The following is a 23,485-nucleotide window of genomic DNA, read 5'->3' on the forward strand; positions in this document are numbered from 1 at the left end:
GCGGACCGTGCCGGCGGGGACGGTGTGCGGGTCGGGCGAGAGCCGGGAAGGCGGACTTGAACAGCCAGGACGAGACAGTGAAGTCGATTCCTCCGATGTATTCGGGACGACGTGGACGTTACGACGGCGTCGCCAGCGTTGACAAGAGGCCGTTCCCCAACGATTTCCGCGACATCGCCCCGCGTATGGCCGCGAGTCGGCCCGATGACCGCGGCGGCCTCGGTGCGAGCGGGTCCGAACTGCGGTTATCCTCCGCGATCCGTCCGACCGGCGACAGCGAGCCGGGTTCCCGATTCGGCACAGCACGGGTCGCCGGAACGACCCGCTGGGCGTCACGCACGCCCCCCTTCGCACCCGTCTCGTCCGATCGGACGAGATGCGGCGGGAGTTGGCCGCCTCCGCATCGCGGAGGCGACCGAGCCGCCGCGAGCCGCACCCGGAGGACATTCCTCCGACGGGCCACGCGAGGCCCGCGCGGATGCCCCCATGAATGCGGACATGTTTCCTCCCACTGCCGGGGCGACCGGCGAGACACGATGAATACATCCGAGGAATGCATTGCCGAGACGCTCGTCCGCCTTTACAGTCACGGAGTCGTCATTCCTCCGATGAATGCGGGTCGTCCGAACCGTGCGCCCGGTCCGGCCAGGACGGACGCGGTCGGAGCGGCACGGTTCGCCCGGCGGCGCCTCGCCGCACGGGCACCGCACCCGCGGACGAAGCACCCATGGCTAGGGAGTTGCTCAGTGAAACTGCTACGCGTCGGGCCTCCGGGAGAGGAGCGGCCCGCGGTCCGCACCGATGACGGCCGGCTGCTGGACCTGTCCTCCGTGACCTCCGAGATCGACGGCGCCTTCCTCTCCTCGGGCGGTGTCGACCGGGCGCGCGCGGCGATCGCGGCCGGCGGACTCCCGGAGCTCGACGCGGACGGTGCGCGCGTCGGCGCACCCGTCGCCCGGCCGGGGAAGATCGTCTGCGTCGGTCTGAACTACCGTGACCACGCCGCCGAGACCGGGGCCGCGATCCCGGCCCGTCCGGTGGTCTTCATGAAGGACCCGGGCACCGTCGTCGGCCCGCACGACGAGGTGCTGGTGCCGCGCGGCTCCCGCAGGACCGACTGGGAGGTCGAACTCGCGGTCGTCATCGGACGCCGTGCCCGCTATCTGGCGGGTCCCGAGGAGGCGTCGGAGGTCATCGCGGGGTACGCGGTCAGCCATGACGTCTCCGAGCGCGAGTTCCAGCTCGAGTACTCGTCGCAGTGGGATCTCGGCAAGTCCTGCGAGACCTTCAACCCGCTCGGCCCGTGGCTGGTCACCGCCGACGAGATCGCCGACCCGCAGGACCTGGGGCTGCGGCTGGCCGTCAACGGCGTCAAGCGCCAGCACGGCCACACCCGCGACATGATCTTCCCGGTCCACCACATCGTGTCGTACCTGACTCAGTACATGGTTCTGGAGCCGGGTGACCTGATCAACACCGGTACGCCCGCGGGCGTGGCCCTCGGCCTGCCCGGCACCCCCTACCTCCGTCCCGGCGACGTCGTCGAGCTCGAGATCGACGGGCTCGGCGGCCAGCGGCAGACCTTCGGTCAAGCGTGAAAGGCACCCCCTTGTCTGCAACCCCCGCCCGGATCATCTCGGTCGACACCCACGACATCCGTTTCCCGACTTCCCGGGAGCTGGACGGCTCCGACGCGATGAACCCGGACCCCGACTACTCGGCCGCCTACGTGGTGCTGCGCACCGACGCCGGCGACGGGCTCGAGGGCCATGGCTTCACCTTCACCATCGGACGCGGGAACGACGTCCAGGTCGCGGCGATCGGCGCCCTTCGCCCGCACCTTCTGGGCCGCTCCGTCGAGGAGCTGTGCGCCGATCCGGGGTCGCTCAACCGCGATCTGATCGGCGACAGCCAGCTGCGCTGGCTCGGCCCCGAGAAGGGCGTGATGCACATGGCGATCGGCGCCGTGGTGAACGCCGTGTGGGACCTCACCGCCAAGCGGGCCGGGCAGCCGTTGTGGCGCCTGCTCGCCCATGCCGACCCCGAGTGGCTGGTCTCCCAGGTCGACTTCCGCTACATCGCCGACGCGCTCACCCCCGAGGACGCCCTCGCCCTGCTGCGGGACGGACGCGCCGGGCTCGCCGAGCGCGAGGCGGACCTCCTGGCGCGCGGCTACCCCGGTTACACCACCTCACCCGGCTGGCTCGGCTACTCCGACGAGAAGCTCACCCGGCTCGCCAAGGAAGCGGTCGCCGACGGCTTCACCCAGATCAAGCTGAAGGTCGGCGCCGACCTCGGCGACGACATCCGGCGGCTGCGCACCGCCCGCGCCGCCGTCGGTGGCGGGGTGCGCATCGCCATCGACGCCAACCAGCGCTGGAACATCGGTGAGGCGGTCGAGTGGGTCCGGGCCCTCACGGAGTTCGACCCGTACTGGATCGAGGAGCCCACCAGCCCCGACGACATCCTCGGCCACGCGGCGGTCCGCGAGGGCGTCGCGCCGGTGAAGGTCGCCACCGGCGAGCACGTCCAGAACCGTATCGTCTTCAAGCAGCTGCTCCAGGCCGGCGCCCTCGACGTCCTCCAGATCGACGCGGCCCGGGTGGGCGGCGTCAACGAGAACCTCGCGATCCTGCTGCTGGCCGCGAAGTTCGGGGTGCCGGTGTGCCCGCACGCCGGCGGAGTGGGCCTGTGCGAACTCGTGCAGCACCTGTCGATGTTCGACTACCTCGCCCTGTCCGGGACCACCGAGAACCGGGTCATCGAGTACGTCGACCACCTCCACGAACACTTCACCGCGCCGGTGGTGATCCGCGACGGGCACTACACCGCCCCGCTGACCCCCGGCTTCTCCGCGGCCATGCACCCCGGTTCCCTCACCGAGTACCGCTACCCGGACGGCTCCTTCTGGGTCGCCGACCTCGCCGCGGGGAGCCAGGGCTCATGAGCGGTCTCTCAGGTCTCACGGCCGTCGTGACCGGCGGCGCGTCCGGCATCGGGCTGGCCACGGCCACCCTGCTCGCCGCGCGGGGCGCCCACGTCGCGGTACTCGACCTCGACCCCGGCGCAGTGCCGCGGCCGCTGCTCGCGCTCAAGGCCGACGTCACGGACGACGCCTCGGTACGGGCCGCGGTCGAGGAGACCGCGGAGCGGTTCGGCGGACTGGACATCGTCGTCAACAACGCGGGGATCGGCGCCGTGGGAACCGTCGAGGACAACACCGACGCACAGTGGCACCGCGTCCTCGACGTCAATGTGGTCGGCATGGTGCGGGTGACCCGCGCGGCCCTGCCGTATCTGCGGCGCTCGTCCCACGCGGCCGTGGTCAACACCTGCTCCATCGCCGCCACGGCCGGCCTGCCCCAGCGTGCCCTGTACTCCGCGGCCAAGGGCGCCGTGCTGTCGCTGACCCTGGCCATGGCCGCCGACCACGTCCGCGAGGGCATCCGCGTCAACTGTGTCAACCCGGGCACCGCCGACACCCCCTGGGTGTCCCGGCTGCTGGACGCCGCCGACGACCCCGGGGCCGAACGCGCGGCCCTGGCCGCCCGCCAGCCCATGGGCCGCCTGGTCACCGCGGCGGAGGTCGCCGCCGCCGTCGTCTACCTCGCCGGTCCGGACGCCGCCAGTGTCACCGGCACCGCGCTCGCCGTCGACGGCGGTATGCAGGGGCTCCGTCTGCGGCCGGCGACCGGGTCGTGAGAACCGCCCGCCCGGGTGGCGCCCGCGCCCGGGTGCCGGAGGCGGCGTCCGGTACCGCGTGGGCAGGGGTCCGAGCGAGCCAACGGTACGGCCGCGGTGCGTGATCGTGGATGGCGGGGCAATGGGACAGGGAGCGATCGCACGACGAGGGAGCGAACCCCATGGGCACGGCCGTCCACGTCCCCCAGACCCGGGACATGATCGGAGAGGAACTCTCCGGAGACGAGGCGTTCACCGCGCTGCGCCACTACGGAGGGCTGAGGCTGCTGACCGACTCCGTCGCCCGGTTCCGGTACGCGGACGGGTTCACCAACGCACGCGCCCTGGCCTTCCAGGTCGTGCTGGGCCTGGTGCCGTGCACCGTGGCACTCGTCGGGCTGGCCACCTCCGTGCACACGGAGGGCGTGGGCCGCGTCATCGAACTGACCCTCGGCCGGATCGTGCCGGGTGCCAGCGCCGGCATCGTCGAGGACGCCTTCGACGGCACCCGGCGCACTGCCCGCGGCAGCGTGTGGAGCGCGCTCGCCCTCTGGCTCGGTCTGGCCTTCGCACTGCTGAACCTCGCCTCGGCCATGGGGCAGATCGAGCGGGGCGCCAACCGCATCTACGGCATCGAGCGCGACCGCCCCTTTCCGCGCAAGTACGCCAGGGCGCTGGTCCTGGCGCTGTCCGCGGGTCTGCCGCTGGTGCTGGGCTTCGTGGCCCTCGTCGCCGGTGAGGCCGTCGGGGACGCGGTGGCGGACACCGCGGGGTGGGAGGGGGGCGGTCCGCGCTGGTGGAGCGTGCTCGACATCCCCGTGGGGCTCGCGCTGGCCTGGGTGGCCTCCGCCGTGATCTTCCGGTGGTCACCGCGTCGCGTACAGCCCGGCTACACCTGGCTGGCCTTCGGCTCCGCGGTCCATCTGCTCCTGTGGATCGCGGCCACCTGGCTGCTCGCCCTCTACGTCGAGCGGAGCGGAGCCTTCGGAGCCCTGTACGGGCCTCTCACCGCGTTCATCGCCCTGCTGCTGTGGGCCAACCTGACGGCCGTCGCGCTCTTCCTCGGCATCGCGTTCGCCGCTCAGCTCGAAGCGGCCCGCGCGGGCGTCGAATCGGCCGTGCACCCGGACCCCGGCCCAGGTGCCTGACGCCTCGCTCCCCGCCCTTCACCCGGGGCGGCCGCCCGCCCCGCCCCCGCTTCCCCGGGTGGGGCCGGTGCGTCACCGCCCCCCGGCCGCGGCCGTGACCGTGGCGGGATCGACGCCGGTCAGTTCCACGATGCGGTGCGGCGGCACGCCGACGGCCAGAGCCCGCCCGATCAGATCGTCCCTGCCGTCGGCGCAGTCGCGGTAGGCGAGCAGTTCCTCCTCGACCCCGGCATGCGCCGGGGCCATGTGGTGGCGCACCCGTCCCAGTTCCTCCTCGCTCAGCGGGACCGGCAGCCGCTCCGCGCCCTCGGGAACGGCCCCCCGCTCCTCCGGCGGAACCAGTCGCAGCCGGGGGGACGACACCGCGCTTCCCTGGGCGTCCAGCCAGGCGCGTACGGCCGGAGTATCCATGCAGGCGAGGTCACCGACGGCGGCCGGAGCCACGCCGAGCACCGTGGTGGCGTCGTCAAGCAGAAACAGGTAAGCGTCGTCGGTCATCCTCGGCTCCTTCTCGACGGGAGGGACCCCGGCCACCGCGGTGCGCGGCCGGTCGACGTCCCTCTACCCCACCGCATCGGAATTACCGTGCCCGTCCGGGACGTCACCCCCGGCCCGTCGGCCGGTGCACCACCAGGCTCTGCACCTCGTACGACAACTCGTCGGTGAGGTCGTCGGGAGGCGGGTGGTAACGGCCCGCGCAGACGGAGAGGTTGACGATGAGATAGGCGTGCCAGGAGGACCCGACACCCCGTCCGTCGGCGAACACCCGCTCGCCGTTCAGCGACCAGGCCACGCTGCGCCTGCCGAAGGTCACGCTCAGATCGACGACGCCCCCGGGGCGGACGGCTTCGTCACGCACGTAACTGTGCCCCTCGCGTACATGGTTGCTGAGCTCCAGGAGGTCCGGGTTGTCCGGGTGGTACTCGAACACGTCCACCTCGTTGCCTCCGTCCCGCCAGGTCCAGATCGCCGGCCAGGCGCCCGGCCCGGTGGGCAGCCGCACCCGGGCGTCCAGACGGTCACCGGTACGGACCATGAAGCCCTCGGCGCTCTCCTCGGTGGTCAGCAGGCCCGCGTCCCAGAGGCCGTCGGTTCTGCGCGTGGCGCGGAACGTGCCGGTCCGGGAGTACGAGGGGTCGGAGGTGAGGTGGTCCAGTTTGTTGTCGCCGGGATTGGTGGGGCCGCCGTCGGGATAGGCCCAGGAACGCCCTGCCACCCACTGGTGTTCGGAGGAGAAATCAGCTGTGAAGACGACTGCGCTCACCCGCGGTCCCCCTTTGTCGCCGGGTACGGCATCGCATACCGGATTTCTCCCCAGGGGCCTGGAGGCCATGCGGTGCCCCGGCGGCCACGGCCCGTGATTCACCCGTTCGGCGTAGAGGACGCGCGGAGCGCCCGAGCGGGACGCGGACGGAGGAGGGCGGAAGCAGGTGGAGGACGGGAACGGCCCGCGGGCGGGGACGGGCGGAGCGTGCCGGCGGGCGGCCCCTCCCCCGGGCGCTGCCGGGTCGCAGTGAGCCCGCGTGCGCGGGTGCGGCGAAGGGCAGACGCTGGTCCCATGCCCCTTGTGCAGCCCGTAGTGATCTATCCGCCCGCCGCGGACGGCGGGCGACGCGTCCGCGCCGGTGATCATTTCCTCGGCATGGCGTACGGGCTGCTGGACGTCGCCGAGTTCCTCCGGGAGGCCGGGATGGACGATGCCGACGAGGCGTTCGTCGAGTCGTCCGCGCTGATCGAGTGGCGGGGCGGCGGACCGGGGACATGGGAGCACGGGCCGGAGCGCCGTTGACTCCCTCGGACGCCGACGTGCTCCGGCGCCCTCACATGTGTGCCACGCGTCCGGTCGGCGGAAGGTCCCTCGCACACACGCGTCGGACCACCGCGAGGGCCGGGCGGCTCATTTCTCGGGGTCGTGACCCCAGTTCATCAGGGAGTAGCGCCAGCGGGTTTCGGTGACGTCGCCGCCGGGCCGCTGTTCGACGTGTCGGTGGACGTAGCCGACGACCTTGCGCATGTGGGTGAGGTCGTCGTCGGTGAGGTCGGCCTTCTTGGTGTGCAGCAGCTCGACGATGCGCCGCCCGGAGGCATGTCCGACGCTCTCGCCGCCGTCACTCTGCCCGACGCCGCGGGACGCGTCGGTGTCCAGCCACTTCTCCAGTTGGCCGGCGGTCATGTTGACCGCCTCGTGGAACGCGCCGACGGTCTCGTCGCGGTCGGCGACCTGCTTCGCCGCCATCAGGACCGGGAGCCCTTCCTGCGCAGGGCGCCGGGCCTGTGCACGGCGGAGCGGCCCGACCTGTCGCTCTCCACCTCGTACTGCGGCTCCTCACCCGAGGCGTCGACCTTGCGGCCGGCCGCTTCCGTACGGTCGGTGATCTTCTTCTTCACCTTCCCGGTCACGTTGTGGCCGTGACTCTTCCACGAGACCTTGTCGCCCTTGCTCAGGTCGTCCTTCTTCGGCACGGCACTCCTCCTCGGACGATCAGCCCCCTCGCGGGGGGGGACGAGTGGATCAGACATACCTTCCAGACTCACGCCGACGGCCCGTTCACGCATCCGCTGACCGGACCGGGGCAACCTCCCGGGCGCGCGTCGGGCGCGGGGCGGCGCGCCCCGGACGCCGGCGGTGCTCGAAGGCCGGCGCGCGGCACGTCACCGCACCGTGGGGATTCCGCCGCCCTCGACGCGCGTCACCTCGACACCCGGCAGGCCGGTGGCCCACCGGCCGGCGAGGTCGGCGAGCCGCTCGGCGCCGGGCGGCGTCTGCCCGAGCCCGATGACGTAGCGCGCGCCGGCGGGTCCCGCCGTGGACGCCGGGGCGGGCTCGACGGGTCGCGGCCAGGCATGCGCGTCGGTCACGCCCGCGTCCTCCAGCGCCCCGAGCAGCGCGCGCAGACGTCCGCGCACCCGCCCGTTGATCTCGTCGAAGTCCTCCGCCCTGCGGGGCAGGACCGTCACCACGGCCCAGGCGGCGTGCCGCCGGTGCAGGGGCGGCGCGGACAGCAGATCGGGCCACGGATCCCCACCCGACCCGGCCGCGGCCTCCACCGTCTCCCATGCCTGGTAGAGCTCCTGGGTCAGCAGATCGCGGCCGGCCACGCCGACCTGTTCGGTGCAGGACCGCACGGGCGCGCTGGGCGTCAGCACGGTCAGGTTCCGCGTGCTCTCGGCAGCGTCGTGGGTGAGGCCGACGGGCTCGCGCCAGTCCCACGCCGCCCAGGTACCGAAGAAGCGGCGCAGCAGTTCACCGGGGTCCGTGAGGTCCGGCGACCGGCGGACCGTGCGGGCCGCGAGCACCGCCCAGGCCACTCCGGGCAGACCGCCGAACGGCGCCGCGTCCAGACCGCGCGCCCGTGCCCACGCCTTCACCCCGCGGGCCAGCACCGCGAACCGCGCCCTGCCCGCCGCGCCCACGGCCCCCAGCACCGCGTCCGCGTCGGACACGGAGCTCAACGCGACGGCAGCGGCCTCGCCCAGCTCCGCCCGCCGGGCCGTCGCGTCCGCCACCGGGATCGCACCGGTGGCGACGACCACCAGGTCCACGTCGAGCCCTTCGACGCGGAACCGCAGGCCGGGCACACGCGCGCCGACGACCTCCCGCATCCGCTCGGCGTCCGGCAGCGCGGCCTCGACCCGCGCCCGCACCTGCGCGAGGTCCACCGTGCCGGGCAGCGCCGCGACGAGGTCCAGGTCGGATCCGGCGAGGGCGCAGCCCATACGCCGTGACCCCGCGAGGTGGACGACCCCCTCACCGAGCGCCTGCCTCAGGCGTCGCACCGTCTGCTCGGCGGCGTCGTCGTCCGTGGCGGGCAGGACGGCCACGTCGGGAGAGGGCGCGGCCCACTCGTCCCGTCCCCCGTCGGGACGGCCCAGGGCGGGCTCGGCCGTCCACCGCACCTCGCCGGTGCCGAGGGCGACCGTGGCCCGCGGCCGCATGGGTTCGTCGCCCCGCCGGGACAGCAGGAGCAGTTCGCCCACGCGCGCGGTCATCGGGGAGAGACGTGCCGCGCAGTCGGCGGCGACGGCGTGCGGGTCGTCGCCGCGGCCGAGGCTCAGGTGCGGGGTGAATGCGTCGTGGCGTCCCCGGCAGCGCGGGAAGGGCCGCACGAGCGCCTGCCACAGCTGCGCCCACGGCGTCCCGTCGTCGGCCGCGGGGTCCAGCCACACGGTGGCGTCGTGCCGGTGGCCGAAGGTGTGCACTCCGTCCAGCCGTGCCGTGAACGGGACCGCCTGCGCGGCCGCAGCGGCGAGCAGCGGCGCCGCCCGCTCGAAGTCCGACTCGGGGACGAATCCGAACAGCACGTTGACGTGGGGCGGCCAGCGCCGGATCTGGACGTCGTGGTCCCGGCGCACGTCCTGGAGCGCCGGCCACAGTTCGCGCGGCGGGACCCAGGCGAGCGCGGTACGCGGTGTCGGCGCGACGTCGAGCTCGTCGACGGGCGTGCCGGTGCCGCAGTACAGGTCGGCGGCGACCCCGTAGTGGTCGGAGACGTACAGCCCTTCCGGAGTGGGCGTCGTGCCGAGCAGCCGTGCCCCGGTCGCCCGTGCGCCGGCGGCGGGGCGGACGAGGACGCGGTCGAGGCGGGAGACGCGGCCCGACAGGGACGAGACGGCGGCCAGCGGGTTGCCCACGGGGTCGAAGGTGGGCGAGTCGTCGTGCGGTCCGTGGGTCTCGGTCCAGGCGTCGAGCATGCCGAGGGTGCGCGCCGGTCCCGGGCCGCCGTCGTTGAAGTCGCCGACCAGGACCAGGTTGCCCTCGGTGCCGGCCAACCCTTCGGCCAGCGCGGTCAGTTCGGCGTCGCGCCGGGTCGGCCCGTTCTCGGAGTGGTCGCTCGTCAGATGGGTGGCGGCCACGGTCAGCGGGCCGGACGCGGTGTCCACGACGACGGCGGTGACGGCCTTGTGGCGGCCCAGGACGTGCAGGGCCGACTCCCGTACCGGGAGCCGGCTGAGCAGGAGCAGACCGCAGTCGTCGACGTCCTTGCCGCGGGGGTCGGTGCCGATGGTGTAGTCAGCCCGTACCCATGGCGCGTCGAGCAGCATGACCAGCAGCCCCCGCTCGGCCTCCTGGAGGGCGATGACGTCCGCGTCGGCGCGTTCCAGCTCGTCCAGCAGCAGCGGACGGCGCCGGGCGGTGTCGATGCGGTGGCTGTCGTAGCGGTCCCAGAGGGTGTTCCAGGTCAGTACCCGTACCCGGTCGCGGACCGTCTCGCCCGGGGCGTGCGCCGCGGGGGTCCACCGCCCGGTGGCGGCGTCGAAGGCGTGCGGCGTGCGCGCCGTGAAGAAGGGCGCCCGCAGCCGCCGCGCCTCGCGTACCCGGCCGGCACCGGACGCGTCGACGCGGTCCACTCCGGTGGCACGGTCCCACACGACCTCGCCGTCCGCCTCGACGAACAGGACCCGGTGCCACGGGATCTCGCCGCCCGGCACGAACGTCGGCAACGGCACCCGCTTGGGCGCGGCGTTGCGCTGGTGGATGCCGAACACGAACCGCGCGGGGTCGAAACGCGCGTCCCAGCGCACCCGGTGGTAGATCTCCTCGCTGGTGCGCATCAGGCGTCCTCCCCGTCCAGTGTGCCGTCGCGGTCCTGGACGGTCCCGTCCGCGCCCACGTACCAGGTGCGGTGCGCCTGGCCGGGGTACGGCGGAACGAACCGGCGCAGCTGCCCCGTCAGCACGTCTGCCGGCACGGGATGCGCGCGCGTGGCGTTGCGCCGCACGAGTTCGTCCTCGTCGGTGACGACCACGGCGTGGGTGAGCAGCGCGTCGCGCCGACGCGCCACGGCGTGCACCAGGGACCGCTGGTGCGGGTTGAGCGACGTGGCGTCCCACACCACCGTGCCGCCGGCCGCGAGTGCCCGGTCCAAGCGCTCCAGCCCTTCCCGCAGCACCTCCCCGTTGGCCCGCTGGTCCGTCCGCGCCCCGCGCGCCGTGCGCAGCGCGTCCAGCTCCACGCGTGCCGAGACGCCCTCCAGCCGGGCCGCGAAGGCGCTCTTTCCGCTGCCGGACGGTCCCACGAGATGCACCAGCCGGGGGAGATCCGCGCCGCGCCACCGCCAGGTCGCCGCGACGGCCTGCTCCACGGTGCCTGCCCGCCCCTGCGCGTACGACTCGCGTGCCTGCGCCCAGCAGCGGTCCGCCGCCTCGCCGACGATCCCGTCCCGCTCCAGGGCCTCGCGCAGTCCGGTCCGCAGCGGCCCGAGCGGCGCTTCGCCCATCAGCCCGGCCTCCTCCGCGTGCAGGGCGGACCACTCCACCTGCTCGCGCGCCTGCCCGTCTCCCGCCACCGCCCCCGCGACGGCGTGCAGGACCCCCAGGTCGGCCGCGAACGACATCCGCACGAGCCCGGCCCGCCGGTCCGTGTCGGGGTACGGCCGGTGCAGCGCCGCGTGCAGACCCACCAGGTCGGCGATGCGCCTTGCCAGCGGCATGCCCAGGGGCCCGGCGGCCCGGCTCATCAGCCACGCCCGCCGGGTGCGGTGCAGGAGCGCGGCGAACACCCCGGCGAGCCGTGCGTCCCCGCTACGCCCGAGCGCGTCCAGCCGCGCGCCCGCCTCGGCTGCCGCGTCCGCGTCCGCCTCTGCGTCCGTCATGCCCAGGTGCCCGGCCAGTGCCTCGGGGTCCGCCGCCGCTCCCGACCGCACCGCCCACAGCGCGGCGGCCGGGCCGAGCCCGTTCGGCACGACGGCCGTGTGCATCCAGTGCGTTCCCGTCGTCACGTGTCCCGGCCGCACCCACTTGGCGATCCGCCCGGCGAAGTCCTCCCGGCCGAATCCCTCGACAGTGCGGACGACGTAGCCCTCCTGCCGCCCGGTCTCCACCCGCAGCCGGCGCAGCGCCCGCTCGTCGAACGTCCCCCGCCACAGCACCGGCGGCGTGGGCACGCCCAGACCCCGCAGGAAGCGAACGGTCCGGTCCCAGTCCAGGCAACGGTCGTAGGCGTCCCACACGGAGAACCCGTAGAAGTAGCCGTCCAGGGTGTCGTACGGGATCGAGTGGCGCGCGTACATGTTCTCCCCGCACACCCGCCACCCCGCGGGTATCCGCGCCCCCACCCGCCCGTGCAGCGCCTTGACCCACGCCCGCGACGGATGGTGCGCGGAATCGACGGACCGGGCATGCAGCCCGTCCGCGTACAGCGTCGTGTTCTCCCCGTCGAGTTTCTCGGTGACGACGACCTCCCGCCCGGTGAACCCGTCCAGTCCCGCGGCGCGCACGTCGTCCGCGGACATACCCGGTGACCAGGGCAGATGAGGGGTTCGGGGGTAGGGGGTAGGCATGCGGGCCACTATAGGAGCGGGGAAACGGCGCCTCCATCGGATTTCGGGTGCCGGGAACTGCCCCAGGAGCTGCCGCTCAGGAGGCCGCCGTCGCGTCGGCCGGTTCCCGGGACTCACCGAGGTCGTGGTGGGCGAGAGTCCAGTCCCGATCGGTGAGTGCTCCCGGACGCTCCGGCACTCACAGCCCGAACAGCTCCGCCGCGTTGTCGTGACACACCGCCCGCAGCCACTCGTCCCCGAGGTCCAGCCGTTCCAGGGCGCGGAGTTGATGCATGTACGGGTAGGGGATGTTGGGGAAGTCGGAACCGAGCAGGACGCGGTCGCCGAGACCGGCCAGCCGGGGCAGGGCCCGGCCGGGGAACGGGCTGAGCTGTTCGGCGAAGTCGGTGAACGCCATGGTGGTGTCGAGACGCACCTCCCCGTACCGCTCGGCGAGGCCCAGGAACTCCTCGTACTCGGGCATCCCCAGATGCGCGACGATCAGCCGCAGCCGGGGGTGGCGCGCCAGTACCCGCGCGATCGGGTCGGGGCCGGTGTGCTTGCCGGGTGCGGGCCCTGAGCCGCAGTGGATGACCACGGGGATGCGTGCCTCGGCCAGCAAACCCCAGGCGCTGTCGAGGAGTTCGTCCGCCGGGTCGTAGGCCCCGACCTGCACATGTGCCTTGAAGACACGTGCGCCCGCCTCGACCGCCTCCCGGACACAGGTGTCGACGCCCGGCTCGGGGAAGAGGGTGGCGGTGTGCAGACAGTCGGGAGTGCGGCCGGCGAAGTCGGCCGCCCAGTCGTTCAGCCACCGGGCCATGCCCGGCTTGTGCGGGTAGAGCATCGCGGTGAAGGCCCGTACGCCGAACTCCCGCAGCACGGTCGTCCGTTCCGCCTCCTGCTGCCGGTAGGTGATCGGCCAGGAGAGCCCACCGGTCAGCGGTCCGAGCGCGTCGAAGTACTCCCAGACCTTGCGCAGGACGCGCTCGGGCATGAAGTGCGTGTGGACGTCGACCAGGCCCGGCAGACCCAGTCCCTGCCAGAAGCGCCGGATCTCACCGGCCTCCTCATCCGCCGACAGCCCCTCGCTCGTCGCTTCCCGGGGTTCGCCGGGTGTCACACGGTGATCGTCCATGTCGCCCACGATCGGCCCGGTCCGGCCGTCGGTCCACTTCCGTGCGCGAGAAAGCCATGAGGGATCCGTCACCCCTGGGAACGGTCCGGCGGCTTCGGGGGGCGGCGCGCGGCGCAGCGGCCCGGAACGCGATCGGGTCCCGGAGCGGATGTCGCTCCGGGACCCGAGTCGGCGTGCGGGATCAGGCGGGCGTGATGTTCTCCGCCTGGGGGCCCTTCTGGCCCTGCGTGATCTCGAAGGTGACCGCCTGGCCCTCCTGGAGCTCACGGAACCCGGTCGCGTTGATGTTGGAGTAGTGCGCGAAGACGTCCGGTCCGCCGCCGTCCTGGGCGATGAAGCCGAAGCCCTTTTCGGCGTTGAACCACTTGACGGTTCCGCTGGCCATGCTGGTGCCTCTCAGTCGCTGTCGGGAACCGCACCGCGCGGAACCCGGAGGTGATCGCCCTGGTCCGGCACTGGACAGCAAAACACCCGCGCACAGCGCGGGCGGGTACTGCGAACCAACCACGACATCTGACAGCGACGCTACACGGCGAAACCGGCCCCCACCAGACGGCGACGGCCGTGTTTCGCCGAACCGTTGGGGAGTTCCTCGCAGATCGCCCGCGCGTCGGGACGCGGGCTGCGGCACACCGGAGGAGAAACATTCATGCCTCTTGTCCGTACTATCTCTCCAGCAGGGCCACGCACATGTGCCTGTCACCGCGCGCCCGACGGGCGTCACCGCCGCGGCGCGGACGCAGTTCGTCATGTGCCGCCACCGCACCGAGGGAAGGTCGTGCCCGTCATGTCCGAGAGTGTTTCCGCCACCGAACTCGCCTCGCAGTACACCGCGCAGGTGAATGCCGACCTTGAACGCAACACCAAGGAGCAGGAACGGGTCGGCGCGGAAATCGCCTCCCTTCAGGAGCAGTTGGCCGCCCTCGAGCACAATCACTCCGTGCTCGTCAGTATCCAGCAGGCCATCCAGGCGGCACCGGTGCCCGCACCGGCGGCGGCCCAGCCGGCCGAGAGTGTCGCGGTGCCCGCCCCCCGCACCAAGAAGTCCGCCGCGTCCGGCACGGGCAAGCGGACACCGGCCAAGCCGAAGAAGTCCGCGCCGCGCGTCACCCGCAAGGCTGAAAAGCCGGCGGTCTCCCAGCGCAAGAACACGACCGGGCCCGCCGACGACGCGGCGCAGCAGACCCTGGTCGACCTGGTCCGCCGCCACCTCTCCCAGCAGAGCGAACCCCGTTCGGCGGCGGAGATCACCACCGCTCTCGGCGCGGCACACCCCGAACGCAGCATCAAGACCACCGTCGTACGGACCACCCTGGAAGGCCTCGTCGCCAAGACCCAGGCTCAGCGTTCCAAGCAGGGCTCGTCCGTCTTCTACACCACCGCCGACGCGGGAGACTCGAGCGCCTCGGCGCCGGCCGAAGAAGAGGCGCCGCTCGCCACGGCATGACACATGCCGGACCGGCGTCCGACGGGCGCGCGCCTCATGGGCGGCCGGCGGATGTCGGCAGCCGCCGGCCCGCCGGTGGGTCTTCCCGCAGGCGACACCTGACCGAGGCCCGGTCCGCTCCACGACGACCGCCGCCGGCGGACCGGCCGGTCCCACCGGCCACCCCTTGTGTGCCTCCGCCCAGAACAGGTGGAGTCCGCACTTCCGGATATGGTTTTTGCATATGAAATCTCGTCCGGTGGGGAGGTCGCACGGTGAACGCCCCCCAGACGCCCGCGGGCCGGTCGCCCGATCAGCCCGTGACAGCCGTCGGGTACGCGGGTGTGCTGCGGGAGCTGCTGCCGATCGCCCTGTGGCGGGAGGACGCGGACGGCCGCGTCGTGGAGTGGTCGCTGGCCGCCCAGGATCTGCTCGGTCACCGGCCGCAGGACGTGCTCGACCGGCCCGCGTCCGCCCTGCTGGTTCCCGAGGGCAACCGTGAGCTCGCGGACCAGCTCACCCGCCGCGTCCAGGGCGGGGAGACCGTCGTCGGCACGCTGTCGGTGCGCCACCGCGACGGCCATCAGGTCACGATGGAGATGTGGATCGTCCCGGCCGCCGACGCACGGGGGCGGCCCGGGGCTCTGCTGATCGCCGTGGAGACCTCACAGGTCCTGCGCATGCGCGACTCCCTGGCGGCGCTGGAGAGTCTCTTCAGTCAGTCACCCATCGGCCTGGCGACCCTGGGTGTCGACCTGCGCTTCCTGCGGGTCAACGACGCGCTCGCCCGGATGAACGGCGTCTCGGCCGCCGAACACCTGGGCAGACGGTTGACGGAGGTCGTACCGGGCGTCAACGCCTTGGCGCTGGAGTCGACGATGCGGGAGGTGCTCGACGGGGGAAAGGCCGTCGTGGACGTCCGACGCAGCGGGCGGACCCCGGCGGACCCCGAGCACGAACGGACGTGGTCGTGCTCCTACGCCCCGCTGGTGGACGGCGCAGGCCGGACGCTGGGCCTGATCGCCTCCCTCATCGACATCACGGAGAGCCAGCAGGCGGAGCGTGACGCCCAGCGCGCGCGGCGCCGCTTCGCCCTGCTCGCGGAGGCGGGGACCCGTATCGGCACCACCCTGGACCTGCGGCAGACCTCGGAGGAGATCGTGCGGATGCTGGTGCCCCAGCTCGCCGACTCCGCCGACGTGCAGCTCCTGGAAGAAGTCATCGCCCCCGACGAGTCCACCGCGGCCACCCGCGGCGTGGTACGGCGCATGGCCGCCCACTTCCCCGACCCGTCCGCCCCGACGGCCAGGCTGCTGCCGGGCATGACGTCCCGGCTCGCGCGCGGCTCCCTCTACGAACGGGTCATCGCCGACGGCCGTCCCACCGACCTCTTCCGGGCGGACGTCCCCGCGCTGGTCACCGACCCCCGGGCCGACGAGTTGCGCTCCTACCTGATGGGCCTGGGTGCCGCGAGGCTGGTCCCGCTGGTGGCCCGCGGCAAGGTGCTCGGCGCGGTCGTGGTGACGCGGCTGCGCAGCCGTGAGCCCTTCGACGAGCAGGACAGTGTGCTCATCGACGAGCTGGCGGCGCGCGCGGCCCTGAACATCGACAACGCGCTCATGTACACGCGGCAGCGTACGGCGGCCCTGACCCTGCAACGCAGCCTGACCAACAGCGCCCTGCCCGCCGTCCCCGGCCTCGAACTCACGGGACGCTATCTCCCGGCCAGTGAGCACGACGTCGGCGGCGACTGGTTCGACGTCATCACGTTGCCCCACCGCCGCACCGGGCTCGTCATCGGGGACGTGATGGGCCACGGCGTGCACTCCGCGGCGCTCATGGGCCAGCTCCGTACGGCGGTGCGTGCGCTCGCCCGGCACGACATCGACCCGGCCCGCATGCTGCGCTCACTGGACGCCGTCGTGGCCGACATGGGCGAGGACCAGATGGCGACCTGTGTCTACGCCGTCCACGATCCCGCCTCCGGCGGATGCCTGGTGGCCAGGGCGGGTCACCCGCCGCCGGCCGTGGTGACGCCCGGCGGTTCGCTCGCGTTTCTCGACGGCTCGCCCGGCACTCCCCTGGGGACGGGCGGCCAGCAGTTCCGGACCGAGGAGGTCCCGCTGCCGCCGGGCAGTCTGCTCGTTCTGTACACCGACGGGCTCATCGAAGCCCGGGACGCGGACCTCGACCACGGCCTCGGCCGGCTCGCGGACGCCCTGCGCTCCCCCGGACAGCCGCTCGCAGCGCTCTGTGACATCGTCCTGGAGCAGATGCTGCCGCAGCCCGCCCAGGACGATGTCGCGGTACTTATGGCCCGACCGCAGTGACCCGTGGCCCGTGACCGGCACGGCACGGCTGCGCTCCCGGCCGGTACTCCTGCCGTGCCCGCGTGACCATGAGTGCGCCGGGCCCGCTTCATGGGCTGTCCACCGGTCCGACGCCGTCGGCGGGCCCGGTTCCGTCGGCCCTCCGTGCCCGTCGGCGCGGGCAGTGCGACGTGCGCGAATGACATCGGGGACGCGAACACGGGTACACGCATCTGCGGAGGTTCGTCAATGATCGAGGCAAGCGATATCCGTGAATGGCGTGGCCACGACGTGGTCGACCCGCAGGGGCATCGGATCGGTGTCCTGGAGTCGGTCTACGTGGACACCGGGACCGACCTGCCCTCCTTCGCCACGGTGACCGTGGGTCTGCCCACCCGGCGCCGTCTGGTGTTCGTGCCGCTCGGCGGGGCGACGGTCGGCCCGGGCTATCTGAAGGTCGCCCACGACAAGAACGCGGTGAAGAAGGCTCCGTCGATCGATGTCGACGGCGAACTGCTCGCCCCGGACGAACCCGAGGTCTTCGCACACTACGAACTGGACTATGCGCCGGGCGTCGGCGGCGAGCGACGCCTCGCCCGTCGCTGACACGCCGAGGCCGGGAGAGCCAATGAGCCTGTTTCTGTTCCTGATCCTCGTAGCCCTGGTCCTGGGCATCATCGGATTCGCCGCCCACGGGCTGTTCTACCTGCTGATCATCGGCGTCGCCGTGCTGGTCGCCGATCTCTGCTACGCGGCGGTGCGGTTCCGCCGCGGCGGTCGCAGGCACCGTATCGCGCGCTGACCGGCGGCCCCTGGGCGGATCCCCGGGGCCGCGGGCGGACCCATGGCCCCGGGAACGACGGTGTTCCGGGACCGGCCACGGGGCCCGGTCCGCCCAGGCACACACCCACGACCGGCTGGCACCGATGCGGACAGGGGGCAGGGCGTCAACGCGCGGCGATCGCCGCCTCGGCCGCCGCCTTGATACGGGCGCCGAAAGCGCCGGCGTCCTTGCGGGCGGCGCCGAGCGCCAGGCCGACGAGCAGCTTGCCCAGCCCATGGCCTTCCAGGACGTTGAAGATGCGGACCCTGGTCCTGCCGTCGGACAGCCGCTCCAGGTCGTACCCGCCTTCACGGACCGTCACGGAGTTCTTCGACGCCTCGGTCCACCGGATCTTCGCCGGGGCTTCGAGAGCGGTGATGCGGAACTCCCTGGCCGTCTTCATCCCGGCGTCCTTGACCGTGCTCCGGAAGACGGTTCCCACCTCGGTCGGCGTCCCGGGGATCCGGTCGATCCTGAGCACCCGGGGACTGAACTGCGGATCGTTGCGTCCGTCGGCGAGGTAGGCGAACACCTCCTCGACAGCCCGATCGACCTCCACCGTCGCTTCGAACTGTCCTGACATGGCCACCCCTCGTCCGTCGTGTCGCACGCGCGCGAGCCACGCCGTGCCGCCCGTGCCGCCACTGCGGCACCGCGACCCCATGGGATCACCGAACGCCCCGTGCGGCAACGGCAGTCGGACCACGGGCGGGGCCCGTGGACGCGGACGGACGCCGACGCCGTTCGGTGCTGTGGGGGACGACTCGGGCCCGCCGCACAGGCGGCGGGCCCGGTTCGACGGCCGGGGCGGTATACGGCCCCGTGGCCTCGGGTCAGTGCTCAGGCATTGACGTGGCGGCCCGTGACCGTCCTTCGCGGAGCGGCATGGTGCACCGACCTGCCCTCACCCGCGGTCTGCTGACGCCACAGCCACCACGACGTCACGGACAGCAGGCCGGTGAACACCACCAGGAACAGCACCGACACCCACATCTGCCGGCTTCCGGGTTCGTCCCACCCCGTCCAGGCGGCCGATGCCGCCCAGAGGAGCGCACCGCCCGCGTAGACAGGGCGGATGCGCCGCAACTGCCGCACGGCACGCACGGATTCGACGTGATCATTTTTCTGTGCCATGGAGGCCTGGTACCCCGATCCGCGCCATCCATCGGCCGTCGCGGGGACGCGGTTCGAAAAGTGACCGGGAACCCGTGTTCACGCGGTCGGCGCCGTGATCTCCCGCTTGAGGATCTTTCCGCTGGGGCCGGTCGGCAGGGTGTCCACGAGCCAGACCTCCCGCGGGTACTTGTAGGCCGCCACCCGGCTCTTCACGAACTCCCTCAGCTCGTCGGGGGTGGCCCGGGCGCCCGGGCGCAGCACGACGGCGGCCGCGATCTCCTCGCCCAGACGGGTGTGCGGCACGCCCACCACGGCGGCCAGGGCGACGGCCGGGTGCTCGTGCAGGACCTCCTCCATCTCGCGCGGGTAGACGTTGTAACCACCGCGGATGATCATGTCTTTCTTGCGGTCGACGATGTAGAGGTAGCCGTCCTCGTCCTGGCGCGCGAGGTCGCCGGTGCGCAGCCAGCCGTCCGGAACGGCGGCCGCCGTCTCCTCGGGGCGGTTCCAGTAGCCCTTCATCACGTTGGGACCGCGCACGACCAGCTCGCCGATCTCACCGGGAGCCACTTCGTGGCCCTTGGCGTCGAGCAGCCGCACCTCCACATCGCGGATGGGGGTGCCGATGGACCCCGCCTTGCGCGGGCGGTCGGGGTGGTTGAACGTGACCACGGGGCTGGTCTCGGACATGCCGAAGCCCTCCAGCACCGCACAGCCGAAGCGCCGCTCGAAGCCGTGCAACACCTCCACGGGCAGCGACGCGCCGCCCGAGATGCACAGCCGCAGCGTCGGCAGGTCGACCTGCGACGGGTGCTGGAGCAGGGCCGCGTACATCGTGGGAACGCCCTCGAAGACCGTGGCACGGTCGCGGACGACGGCGTCCAGGACGGCCTGCGGTTCGAAGCGGGGGATCAGGGTGAGGGAGGCGCCCGCCCGGACGGCCGCACTCATGGTGCAGATCTGGCCGAAGATGTGGAACAGCGGCAGACAGCCCACCACCACGTCCTGCGGGGTGATGCGCTGGACGTGCACCGCGTTGACCTCGGTGTTGTGCCGCAGCCCGGCGTGGGTGAGCGTGGCGCCCTTGGGGCGGCCGGTGGTGCCGGAGGTGTAGAGCAGCACGGCCACGTCGTCGGCGCCGCTGCCGGTCACCTCGGTCAGGGGCCGGTGCCCGGCCAGCAGTGCGGCGAACGCGGCGGGTTCGACGGACAGGTGCCGTACTCCGGCGGCGGCCGCGCCCTGCGCGCCCTCGCCCGGCGCCCGGTGCCACTCGAACAGCAGCACGGCCCCGGAGTCGTCGAGGTGGTACGCGCTCTCGCGCGTCTTCAGCAGCGGGTTCATCGGTACGACGATCCCGCCGGCGCGCAGGATGCCGTAGTACAGGACGACGAACTCGGGGACGTTGGGCAGCATCAGGGCGACGCGGTCACCGGGGCGCACACCCTCGGCCCTGAGCAGCGCGGCGGCGCGGGCACTGCGGTCGTCCAGCTCCGCGTAGCTGATGACCTGCTCGCCCAGGCGCAGCGCAGGGCTTCCCGGTCTCCGCTGTGCCGTCTCCACCAGGAACTGCGCCAGATTGGCCATGACCCGCCTCCACGAACGTCACCGTCGAAATCCGCTGTTCATCTCGACGACATGGTGCTGCCGCCCAGGTCGACGGCCTATGGGCGGCAGGACAGCGCCGCCTCTCCCCGCTTGTCCCCGGGGACAAAACCATGGCGTTAGGCTGCGGGAATGGAGATCTCGGGCGTGGCCGCGGCGTTGCACTCCAGGCTGCCGGAACTGGGTGAGCGCATCGCGCAGCGCATCCGCTCGGACGTGGACGCCTACGACGAGGAGTCGCTCATCCCCTTCGACTCCCTGCGCCACTCGTGCACCGCCAACGCGGACCTGGTGCTGAGCCATCTGGGGCACGCCGACGCCCCGGACCCGAGCCCGGCCCGCGAGACCGGACGGGTGCGCGCCGAGCAGGGCGTGCCACTGGCGGACACCCTGCACGCGTACCGGGTCGGCTTCGAGCTCCTGTGGACGGAGATCCTGGTCGAGTCGCGTACCCATCCCGAGGTCTCCGACGACCAGCTGGTGTCCCAGTCGGCGGAGATCTGGGCGTTGTTCGGCCTGTACGCGGAGGCGGTGGCGACGGCCTACCGGGAGACCTCCACGAGGTTGACCTCTCAGCGCCTTGCCCGGCGCTCGGCACTGGTGGAGGCCCTGTTCACCGGTGTCATCGCCGACCGGACCACGCTGTGGGAGGCCGCCCGTGAGCTGGGCCTGCCCGAGCACGGCCCCTACGCGGTCGCCGCGGCCGCGGCCGGCACTCCCGGCCAGGAGCCGCCGACCGGAGTCGAAGCCGCTCTGCACCAGGCCCAGCTTCCGTCGGCCTGGCGGCTGTTGTCCGACCATCAGATCGGCCTGATCGCGCTGCCCACGCCGGGCGCGGAGAGCACCTGTCTGCGCGTCTTGCGCCGCACGCAGGCCCGTGTCGGCGTCAGCCCCTGCTTCCACTCCCTGCGGGAAACCCCCCAGGCCCTGCGTTTCGCTCGGCTGGCCCTGGCCGGACTGCGGGGGACCGGGAGCGGCGTCGCCCGATTCGACGACAACCCGCTGGCCATGGTGGTGGCCGCCGCGCCGGCCGAGGCGGCGCATCTCGTCGATGTGGTTCTGCGGCCCGTCGTCGGCCTCCCGGTCGTGGAGCGCGCCCGTCTGCTGGAGACCCTGGAACACTGGTTCGACGCGGCGGGTTCGGCCACCGACGCGGCCCGCCGCCTGTTCGTCCACCCCAACACCGTCCGTTACCGGCTGCGCCGGATCGAGGAGCTGACGGGCCGCTCCCTCTCCGATCCGCGAGCGGTGGCGGACATCGGCGCGGCGCTCCTGGCCGTCCGCAACCATGGCGTCGGCCCGGGCGAGCCACCGCCGGCCCCGGCGGACTGAAGTGATCACGGCGTCACCCGGACCCCCTCCGCCGCAAGGGTGCTCCGGCTCGCGGCCATGGGTCTGACCGGTCCGTAGCGCCCGCCGCCCCCGGAGCGCCCGCCGCCCGCGCTCCGCCGGGGCCGACCGACGGCGGCGACGGCCGGACGAGCGTCGTACGGCAGCTGCGCGCCCGCCGGCGGGCTGCCCGGCCTCCCCGGCTTCCGGCAGCCGACCGGCCTGTCCACGTCCGGGATCGCGGCAGCGTGTCCCCGGCTCGGGCGAGGGACCAGGTCCGGGTCCGGGTACGCGGTTCACGGGCCCCGTCGCGATCTCCCTTCTATCGTGGAACGGCACAGTGACGCTCGGCACCGAGACAGGCGGCAGGCCATGAGAACACCGCAGATCGACTATGTGGCGGTCTTTCGAGCCCTGCCCGGCATGGTGGCCCTGCTGACCCCCGACCTGGTCTACGCCGACGCCAACGACGACTTCCTGCGGCTGGCCGGACGGACCCGCGAGCAGCTGCTCGGCCGGTACATCTTCGACGTCTTCCCCGAGAACCCGAACGACCCGGCCGCGGCCGGCATGCGGGAGACCCGGGATTCGATGCTGCGGGTGGTGGCCACCGGCGAGCGGGACACCATGGCGCTGCTGCGCTACGACATCGAGGACGCCCAGCGGCCCGGCGTATGGCGCGAGCACTACTGGAGCCCGGTGAACGCACCCGTCCACGACCCCGACGGGCAGGTGGCGCTGGTCGTGCACCGGGTCGAGGAGGTCACCGAGCTCATCCACGCCCGCGGCGGCACCGAGGGCGGCTCCCGGGCCCGGGTGCTGGAGGCCGAGCTGTACACCCGGGCCCGCGAGTTGCAGGAGATCAACGAACGGCTGCGCCAGGCGCACGCCCACGAGCGGGAGGTCGCGCTGGCCCTCCAGGCGGCGATGCTGCCCGCCCCCGGTCCGACCGGGCCGCACGCGACGGCCGTGCGCTACCGGCCGGCGATCGGCGCGCTGAACGTGTGCGGCGACTGGTACGACCTGGTCGACCTGCCCGGCGACAACCTCGCCGTCGCCGTCGGCGACGTCGTGGGGCACGGTCTGGCGGCGGCCTGCGCCATGGGACAGCTGCGCAGCGCGCTGAGCGCCGCCTGCCGGGTGGCCGACGGCCCGGCGCAGGCGCTGGAGGCCCTCGGTCTGTACGCCCGGTTCGTCGAGGGCGCCGAGGCGACCACCGTGGTGACGACCTTCATCGACTGGGACAGGCGGACCATCAGCTACAGCTCCGCAGGCCACCCGCCGCCCGCCCTCGTGCACACCGACGGCACGGTCACCTTCCTCGACCGGGCGACCGATCCCCCGCTCGCCGCCCGCCCGGAGCACCTCCCCCGCCCCCAGGCCCACACCGGCTTCACGAAGGGCGACACCCTGGTCCTGTACACGGACGGTCTGATCGAGCGCCGCAGCGAGGACATCTACGCGGGCCTGGCCCGGCTCGCCGCTTCTCTCACCCACCACCGGCACTCGTCCCCCGAAGCCCTGGCGGACGCCCTGCTGAGCGATCTCCTGCCCACCACGGGCAACACCGACGACACGGCCCTGATCGTCCTGCGTCTGTGAGCCACGACGTCCCTGCCGTCGTCGGCACACCGGCCCGCGCCGGCCCGTGGAG

General features: G+C 72.9%; 23 protein-coding genes. 11 read left to right on the forward strand and 12 right to left on the reverse strand.

Annotated elements, in window-relative coordinates; genetic code table 11:
- Positions 1-746: 746 nt before the first annotated feature.
- From OHS71_RS03530 to OHS71_RS03545, 4 genes are all read left to right on the forward strand, one after another.
- Positions 747-1,598: a fumarylacetoacetate hydrolase family protein gene (locus OHS71_RS03530; protein WP_328476678.1), complete on the forward strand. Its 852-nt coding sequence runs from the start codon at positions 747-749 to the stop codon at positions 1,596-1,598.
- An 11-nt stretch (positions 1,599-1,609) separates the two neighbouring features.
- Positions 1,610-2,947, forward strand: a complete 1,338-nt coding sequence (locus tag OHS71_RS03535; protein ID WP_328476680.1) for an L-fuconate dehydratase — start codon at positions 1,610-1,612, stop codon at positions 2,945-2,947.
- The gene (locus tag OHS71_RS03540; protein ID WP_328476682.1) at positions 2,944-3,702 is read left to right on the forward strand and encodes an SDR family NAD(P)-dependent oxidoreductase; all 759 of its coding nucleotides are present in this window, start codon (positions 2,944-2,946) and stop codon (positions 3,700-3,702) included. Before OHS71_RS03535 ends, OHS71_RS03540 begins: the two co-directional genes overlap by 4 nt.
- 161 nt (positions 3,703-3,863) lie before the next feature.
- Positions 3,864-4,829, forward strand: coding sequence for a YihY/virulence factor BrkB family protein (locus tag OHS71_RS03545; RefSeq protein ID WP_328476684.1), 966 nt, complete (start codon positions 3,864-3,866; stop codon positions 4,827-4,829).
- Positions 4,830-4,901: 72 nt separating this feature from the next.
- Here OHS71_RS03545 and OHS71_RS03550 read toward each other — a convergent pair whose 3' ends face one another.
- Together OHS71_RS03550 and OHS71_RS03555 are read right to left on the reverse strand one after the other, a co-directional pair.
- Complete coding sequence (locus OHS71_RS03550) at positions 4,902-5,327, reverse strand: DUF6003 family protein (protein ID WP_328476686.1); 426 nt, start codon at positions 5,325-5,327, stop codon at positions 4,902-4,904.
- Between the two features lie 103 nt (positions 5,328-5,430).
- Positions 5,431-6,093 carry a beta-glucanase gene (locus OHS71_RS03555; RefSeq protein ID WP_328476688.1) on the reverse strand — a complete coding sequence of 221 codons (663 nt, stop codon included), beginning with the start codon at positions 6,091-6,093 and terminating at the stop codon, positions 5,431-5,433.
- Positions 6,094-6,387: 294 nt separating this feature from the next.
- On the opposite strand from OHS71_RS03555, the gene OHS71_RS03560 reads away from it, so the two are divergent.
- Positions 6,388-6,618 carry a hypothetical protein gene (locus tag OHS71_RS03560; protein WP_328476690.1) on the forward strand — a complete coding sequence of 77 codons (231 nt, stop codon included), beginning with the start codon at positions 6,388-6,390 and terminating at the stop codon, positions 6,616-6,618.
- Between the two features lie 108 nt (positions 6,619-6,726).
- Here the strand turns inward: OHS71_RS03560 and OHS71_RS03565 are convergent, their stop codons facing one another.
- The 7 genes from OHS71_RS03565 to OHS71_RS03595 all read right to left on the reverse strand — a co-directional run bounded on the left by OHS71_RS03565 (position 6,727) and on the right by OHS71_RS03595 (position 13,877).
- Positions 6,727-7,065, reverse strand: a complete 339-nt coding sequence (locus tag OHS71_RS03565; protein ID WP_328476692.1) for a DUF3140 domain-containing protein — start codon at positions 7,063-7,065, stop codon at positions 6,727-6,729.
- Positions 7,065-7,292 (reverse strand): DUF2945 domain-containing protein, encoded by a 228-nt coding sequence (locus OHS71_RS03570; RefSeq protein ID WP_328476694.1) that lies wholly within the window; start codon positions 7,290-7,292, stop codon positions 7,065-7,067. Before OHS71_RS03570 ends, OHS71_RS03565 begins: the two co-directional genes overlap by 1 nt.
- Before the next feature lie 189 nt (positions 7,293-7,481).
- Positions 7,482-10,382: a poly(A) polymerase gene (locus OHS71_RS03575; protein ID WP_328476696.1), complete on the reverse strand. Its 2,901-nt coding sequence runs from the start codon at positions 10,380-10,382 to the stop codon at positions 7,482-7,484.
- Positions 10,382-12,109 carry an RNA ligase family protein gene (locus OHS71_RS03580; protein WP_328476698.1) on the reverse strand — a complete coding sequence of 576 codons (1,728 nt, stop codon included), beginning with the start codon at positions 12,107-12,109 and terminating at the stop codon, positions 10,382-10,384. The genes OHS71_RS03575 and OHS71_RS03580 overlap by 1 nt, the downstream gene beginning before the upstream one ends.
- Positions 12,110-12,287: 178 nt before the next feature.
- Positions 12,288-13,226 carry an amidohydrolase family protein gene (locus tag OHS71_RS03585; RefSeq protein ID WP_328476700.1) on the reverse strand — a complete coding sequence of 313 codons (939 nt, stop codon included), beginning with the start codon at positions 13,224-13,226 and terminating at the stop codon, positions 12,288-12,290.
- A gap of 181 nt (positions 13,227-13,407) precedes the next feature.
- Positions 13,408-13,611 carry a cold-shock protein gene (locus OHS71_RS03590; protein WP_328476702.1) on the reverse strand — a complete coding sequence of 68 codons (204 nt, stop codon included), beginning with the start codon at positions 13,609-13,611 and terminating at the stop codon, positions 13,408-13,410.
- A 140-nt stretch (positions 13,612-13,751) separates the two neighbouring features.
- Complete coding sequence (locus tag OHS71_RS03595; protein ID WP_328476704.1) at positions 13,752-13,877, reverse strand: hypothetical protein; 126 nt, start codon at positions 13,875-13,877, stop codon at positions 13,752-13,754.
- 136 nt (positions 13,878-14,013) lie between these two features.
- Here OHS71_RS03595 and OHS71_RS03600 point away from each other — a divergent pair, with 136 nt between their 5' ends.
- From OHS71_RS03600 to OHS71_RS03615, 4 genes are all read left to right on the forward strand, one after another.
- Entirely contained in the window at positions 14,014-14,673 is a 660-nt protein-coding gene (locus OHS71_RS03600) for a hypothetical protein (protein ID WP_328476706.1), read from the forward strand.
- 299 nt (positions 14,674-14,972) lie between these two features.
- A complete protein-coding gene (locus OHS71_RS03605; RefSeq protein WP_328476708.1) occupies positions 14,973-16,982 on the forward strand; it encodes a SpoIIE family protein phosphatase in 2,010 nt (669 codons plus the stop codon).
- A 228-nt stretch (positions 16,983-17,210) separates the two neighbouring features.
- Positions 17,211-17,567, forward strand: coding sequence for a PRC-barrel domain-containing protein (locus tag OHS71_RS03610; RefSeq protein ID WP_328476710.1), 357 nt, complete (start codon positions 17,211-17,213; stop codon positions 17,565-17,567).
- Positions 17,568-17,589: 22 nt separating this feature from the next.
- The gene (locus tag OHS71_RS03615) at positions 17,590-17,763 is read left to right on the forward strand and encodes a hypothetical protein (protein WP_328476712.1); all 174 of its coding nucleotides are present in this window, start codon (positions 17,590-17,592) and stop codon (positions 17,761-17,763) included.
- Between the two features lie 145 nt (positions 17,764-17,908).
- On the opposite strand, the gene OHS71_RS03620 is transcribed toward OHS71_RS03615, so the two are convergent.
- The 3 genes from OHS71_RS03620 to OHS71_RS03630 all read right to left on the reverse strand — a co-directional run bounded on the left by OHS71_RS03620 (position 17,909) and on the right by OHS71_RS03630 (position 20,484).
- On the reverse strand, positions 17,909-18,367 hold the full coding sequence (locus OHS71_RS03620) for an SRPBCC family protein (protein WP_328476714.1): 459 nt from the start codon (positions 18,365-18,367) through the stop codon (positions 17,909-17,911).
- Between the two features lie 257 nt (positions 18,368-18,624).
- On the reverse strand, positions 18,625-18,918 hold the full coding sequence (locus OHS71_RS03625) for a hypothetical protein (protein ID WP_328476716.1): 294 nt from the start codon (positions 18,916-18,918) through the stop codon (positions 18,625-18,627).
- A gap of 78 nt (positions 18,919-18,996) precedes the next feature.
- Positions 18,997-20,484 (reverse strand): long-chain-fatty-acid--CoA ligase, encoded by a 1,488-nt coding sequence (locus tag OHS71_RS03630; protein WP_328476718.1) that lies wholly within the window; start codon positions 20,482-20,484, stop codon positions 18,997-18,999.
- Between the two features lie 150 nt (positions 20,485-20,634).
- Between OHS71_RS03630 and OHS71_RS03635 the strand changes: the two genes are divergently transcribed.
- Together OHS71_RS03635 and OHS71_RS03640 are read left to right on the forward strand one after the other, a co-directional pair.
- Entirely contained in the window at positions 20,635-21,834 is a 1,200-nt protein-coding gene (locus OHS71_RS03635) for a PucR family transcriptional regulator (RefSeq protein WP_443046841.1), read from the forward strand.
- A 369-nt stretch (positions 21,835-22,203) separates the two neighbouring features.
- The gene (locus OHS71_RS03640) at positions 22,204-23,433 is read left to right on the forward strand and encodes a PP2C family protein-serine/threonine phosphatase (protein ID WP_328476720.1); all 1,230 of its coding nucleotides are present in this window, start codon (positions 22,204-22,206) and stop codon (positions 23,431-23,433) included.
- Positions 23,434-23,485: the final 52 nt, after the last annotated feature.

Source organism: Streptomyces sp. NBC_00377, assembly GCF_036075115.1.
GTDB lineage: Bacteria > Actinomycetota > Actinomycetes > Streptomycetales > Streptomycetaceae > Streptomyces.

What these genes read in the sequence shown, in the direction of transcription:
- OHS71_RS03580 (WP_328476698.1), bottom strand. Translation starts at nt 12,109, where the DNA reads ATGCCTACCCCCTACCCCCGAACCCCTCATCTGCCCTGGTCACCGGGT.
- OHS71_RS03635 (WP_443046841.1), top strand. Translation starts at nt 20,635, where the DNA reads ATGGAGATCTCGGGCGTGGCCGCGGCGTTGCACTCCAGGCTGCCGGAA.
- OHS71_RS03560 (WP_328476690.1), top strand. Translation starts at nt 6,388, where the DNA reads ATGCCCCTTGTGCAGCCCGTAGTGATCTATCCGCCCGCCGCGGACGGC.
- OHS71_RS03615 (WP_328476712.1), top strand. Translation starts at nt 17,590, where the DNA reads ATGAGCCTGTTTCTGTTCCTGATCCTCGTAGCCCTGGTCCTGGGCATC.
- OHS71_RS03640 (WP_328476720.1), top strand. Translation starts at nt 22,204, where the DNA reads ATGAGAACACCGCAGATCGACTATGTGGCGGTCTTTCGAGCCCTGCCC.
- OHS71_RS03585 (WP_328476700.1), bottom strand. Translation starts at nt 13,226, where the DNA reads ATGGACGATCACCGTGTGACACCCGGCGAACCCCGGGAAGCGACGAGC.
- OHS71_RS03625 (WP_328476716.1), bottom strand. Translation starts at nt 18,918, where the DNA reads ATGGCACAGAAAAATGATCACGTCGAATCCGTGCGTGCCGTGCGGCAG.
- OHS71_RS03545 (WP_328476684.1), top strand. Translation starts at nt 3,864, where the DNA reads ATGGGCACGGCCGTCCACGTCCCCCAGACCCGGGACATGATCGGAGAG.
- OHS71_RS03540 (WP_328476682.1), top strand. Translation starts at nt 2,944, where the DNA reads ATGAGCGGTCTCTCAGGTCTCACGGCCGTCGTGACCGGCGGCGCGTCC.
- OHS71_RS03595 (WP_328476704.1), bottom strand. Translation starts at nt 13,877, where the DNA reads ATGAATGTTTCTCCTCCGGTGTGCCGCAGCCCGCGTCCCGACGCGCGG.
- OHS71_RS03590 (WP_328476702.1), bottom strand. Translation starts at nt 13,611, where the DNA reads ATGGCCAGCGGAACCGTCAAGTGGTTCAACGCCGAAAAGGGCTTCGGC.
- OHS71_RS03565 (WP_328476692.1), bottom strand. Translation starts at nt 7,065, where the DNA reads ATGGCGGCGAAGCAGGTCGCCGACCGCGACGAGACCGTCGGCGCGTTC.
- OHS71_RS03630 (WP_328476718.1), bottom strand. Translation starts at nt 20,484, where the DNA reads ATGGCCAATCTGGCGCAGTTCCTGGTGGAGACGGCACAGCGGAGACCG.
- OHS71_RS03600 (WP_328476706.1), top strand. Translation starts at nt 14,014, where the DNA reads ATGTCCGAGAGTGTTTCCGCCACCGAACTCGCCTCGCAGTACACCGCG.
- OHS71_RS03575 (WP_328476696.1), bottom strand. Translation starts at nt 10,382, where the DNA reads ATGCGCACCAGCGAGGAGATCTACCACCGGGTGCGCTGGGACGCGCGT.
- OHS71_RS03610 (WP_328476710.1), top strand. Translation starts at nt 17,211, where the DNA reads ATGATCGAGGCAAGCGATATCCGTGAATGGCGTGGCCACGACGTGGTC.
- OHS71_RS03550 (WP_328476686.1), bottom strand. Translation starts at nt 5,327, where the DNA reads ATGACCGACGACGCTTACCTGTTTCTGCTTGACGACGCCACCACGGTG.
- OHS71_RS03620 (WP_328476714.1), bottom strand. Translation starts at nt 18,367, where the DNA reads ATGTCAGGACAGTTCGAAGCGACGGTGGAGGTCGATCGGGCTGTCGAG.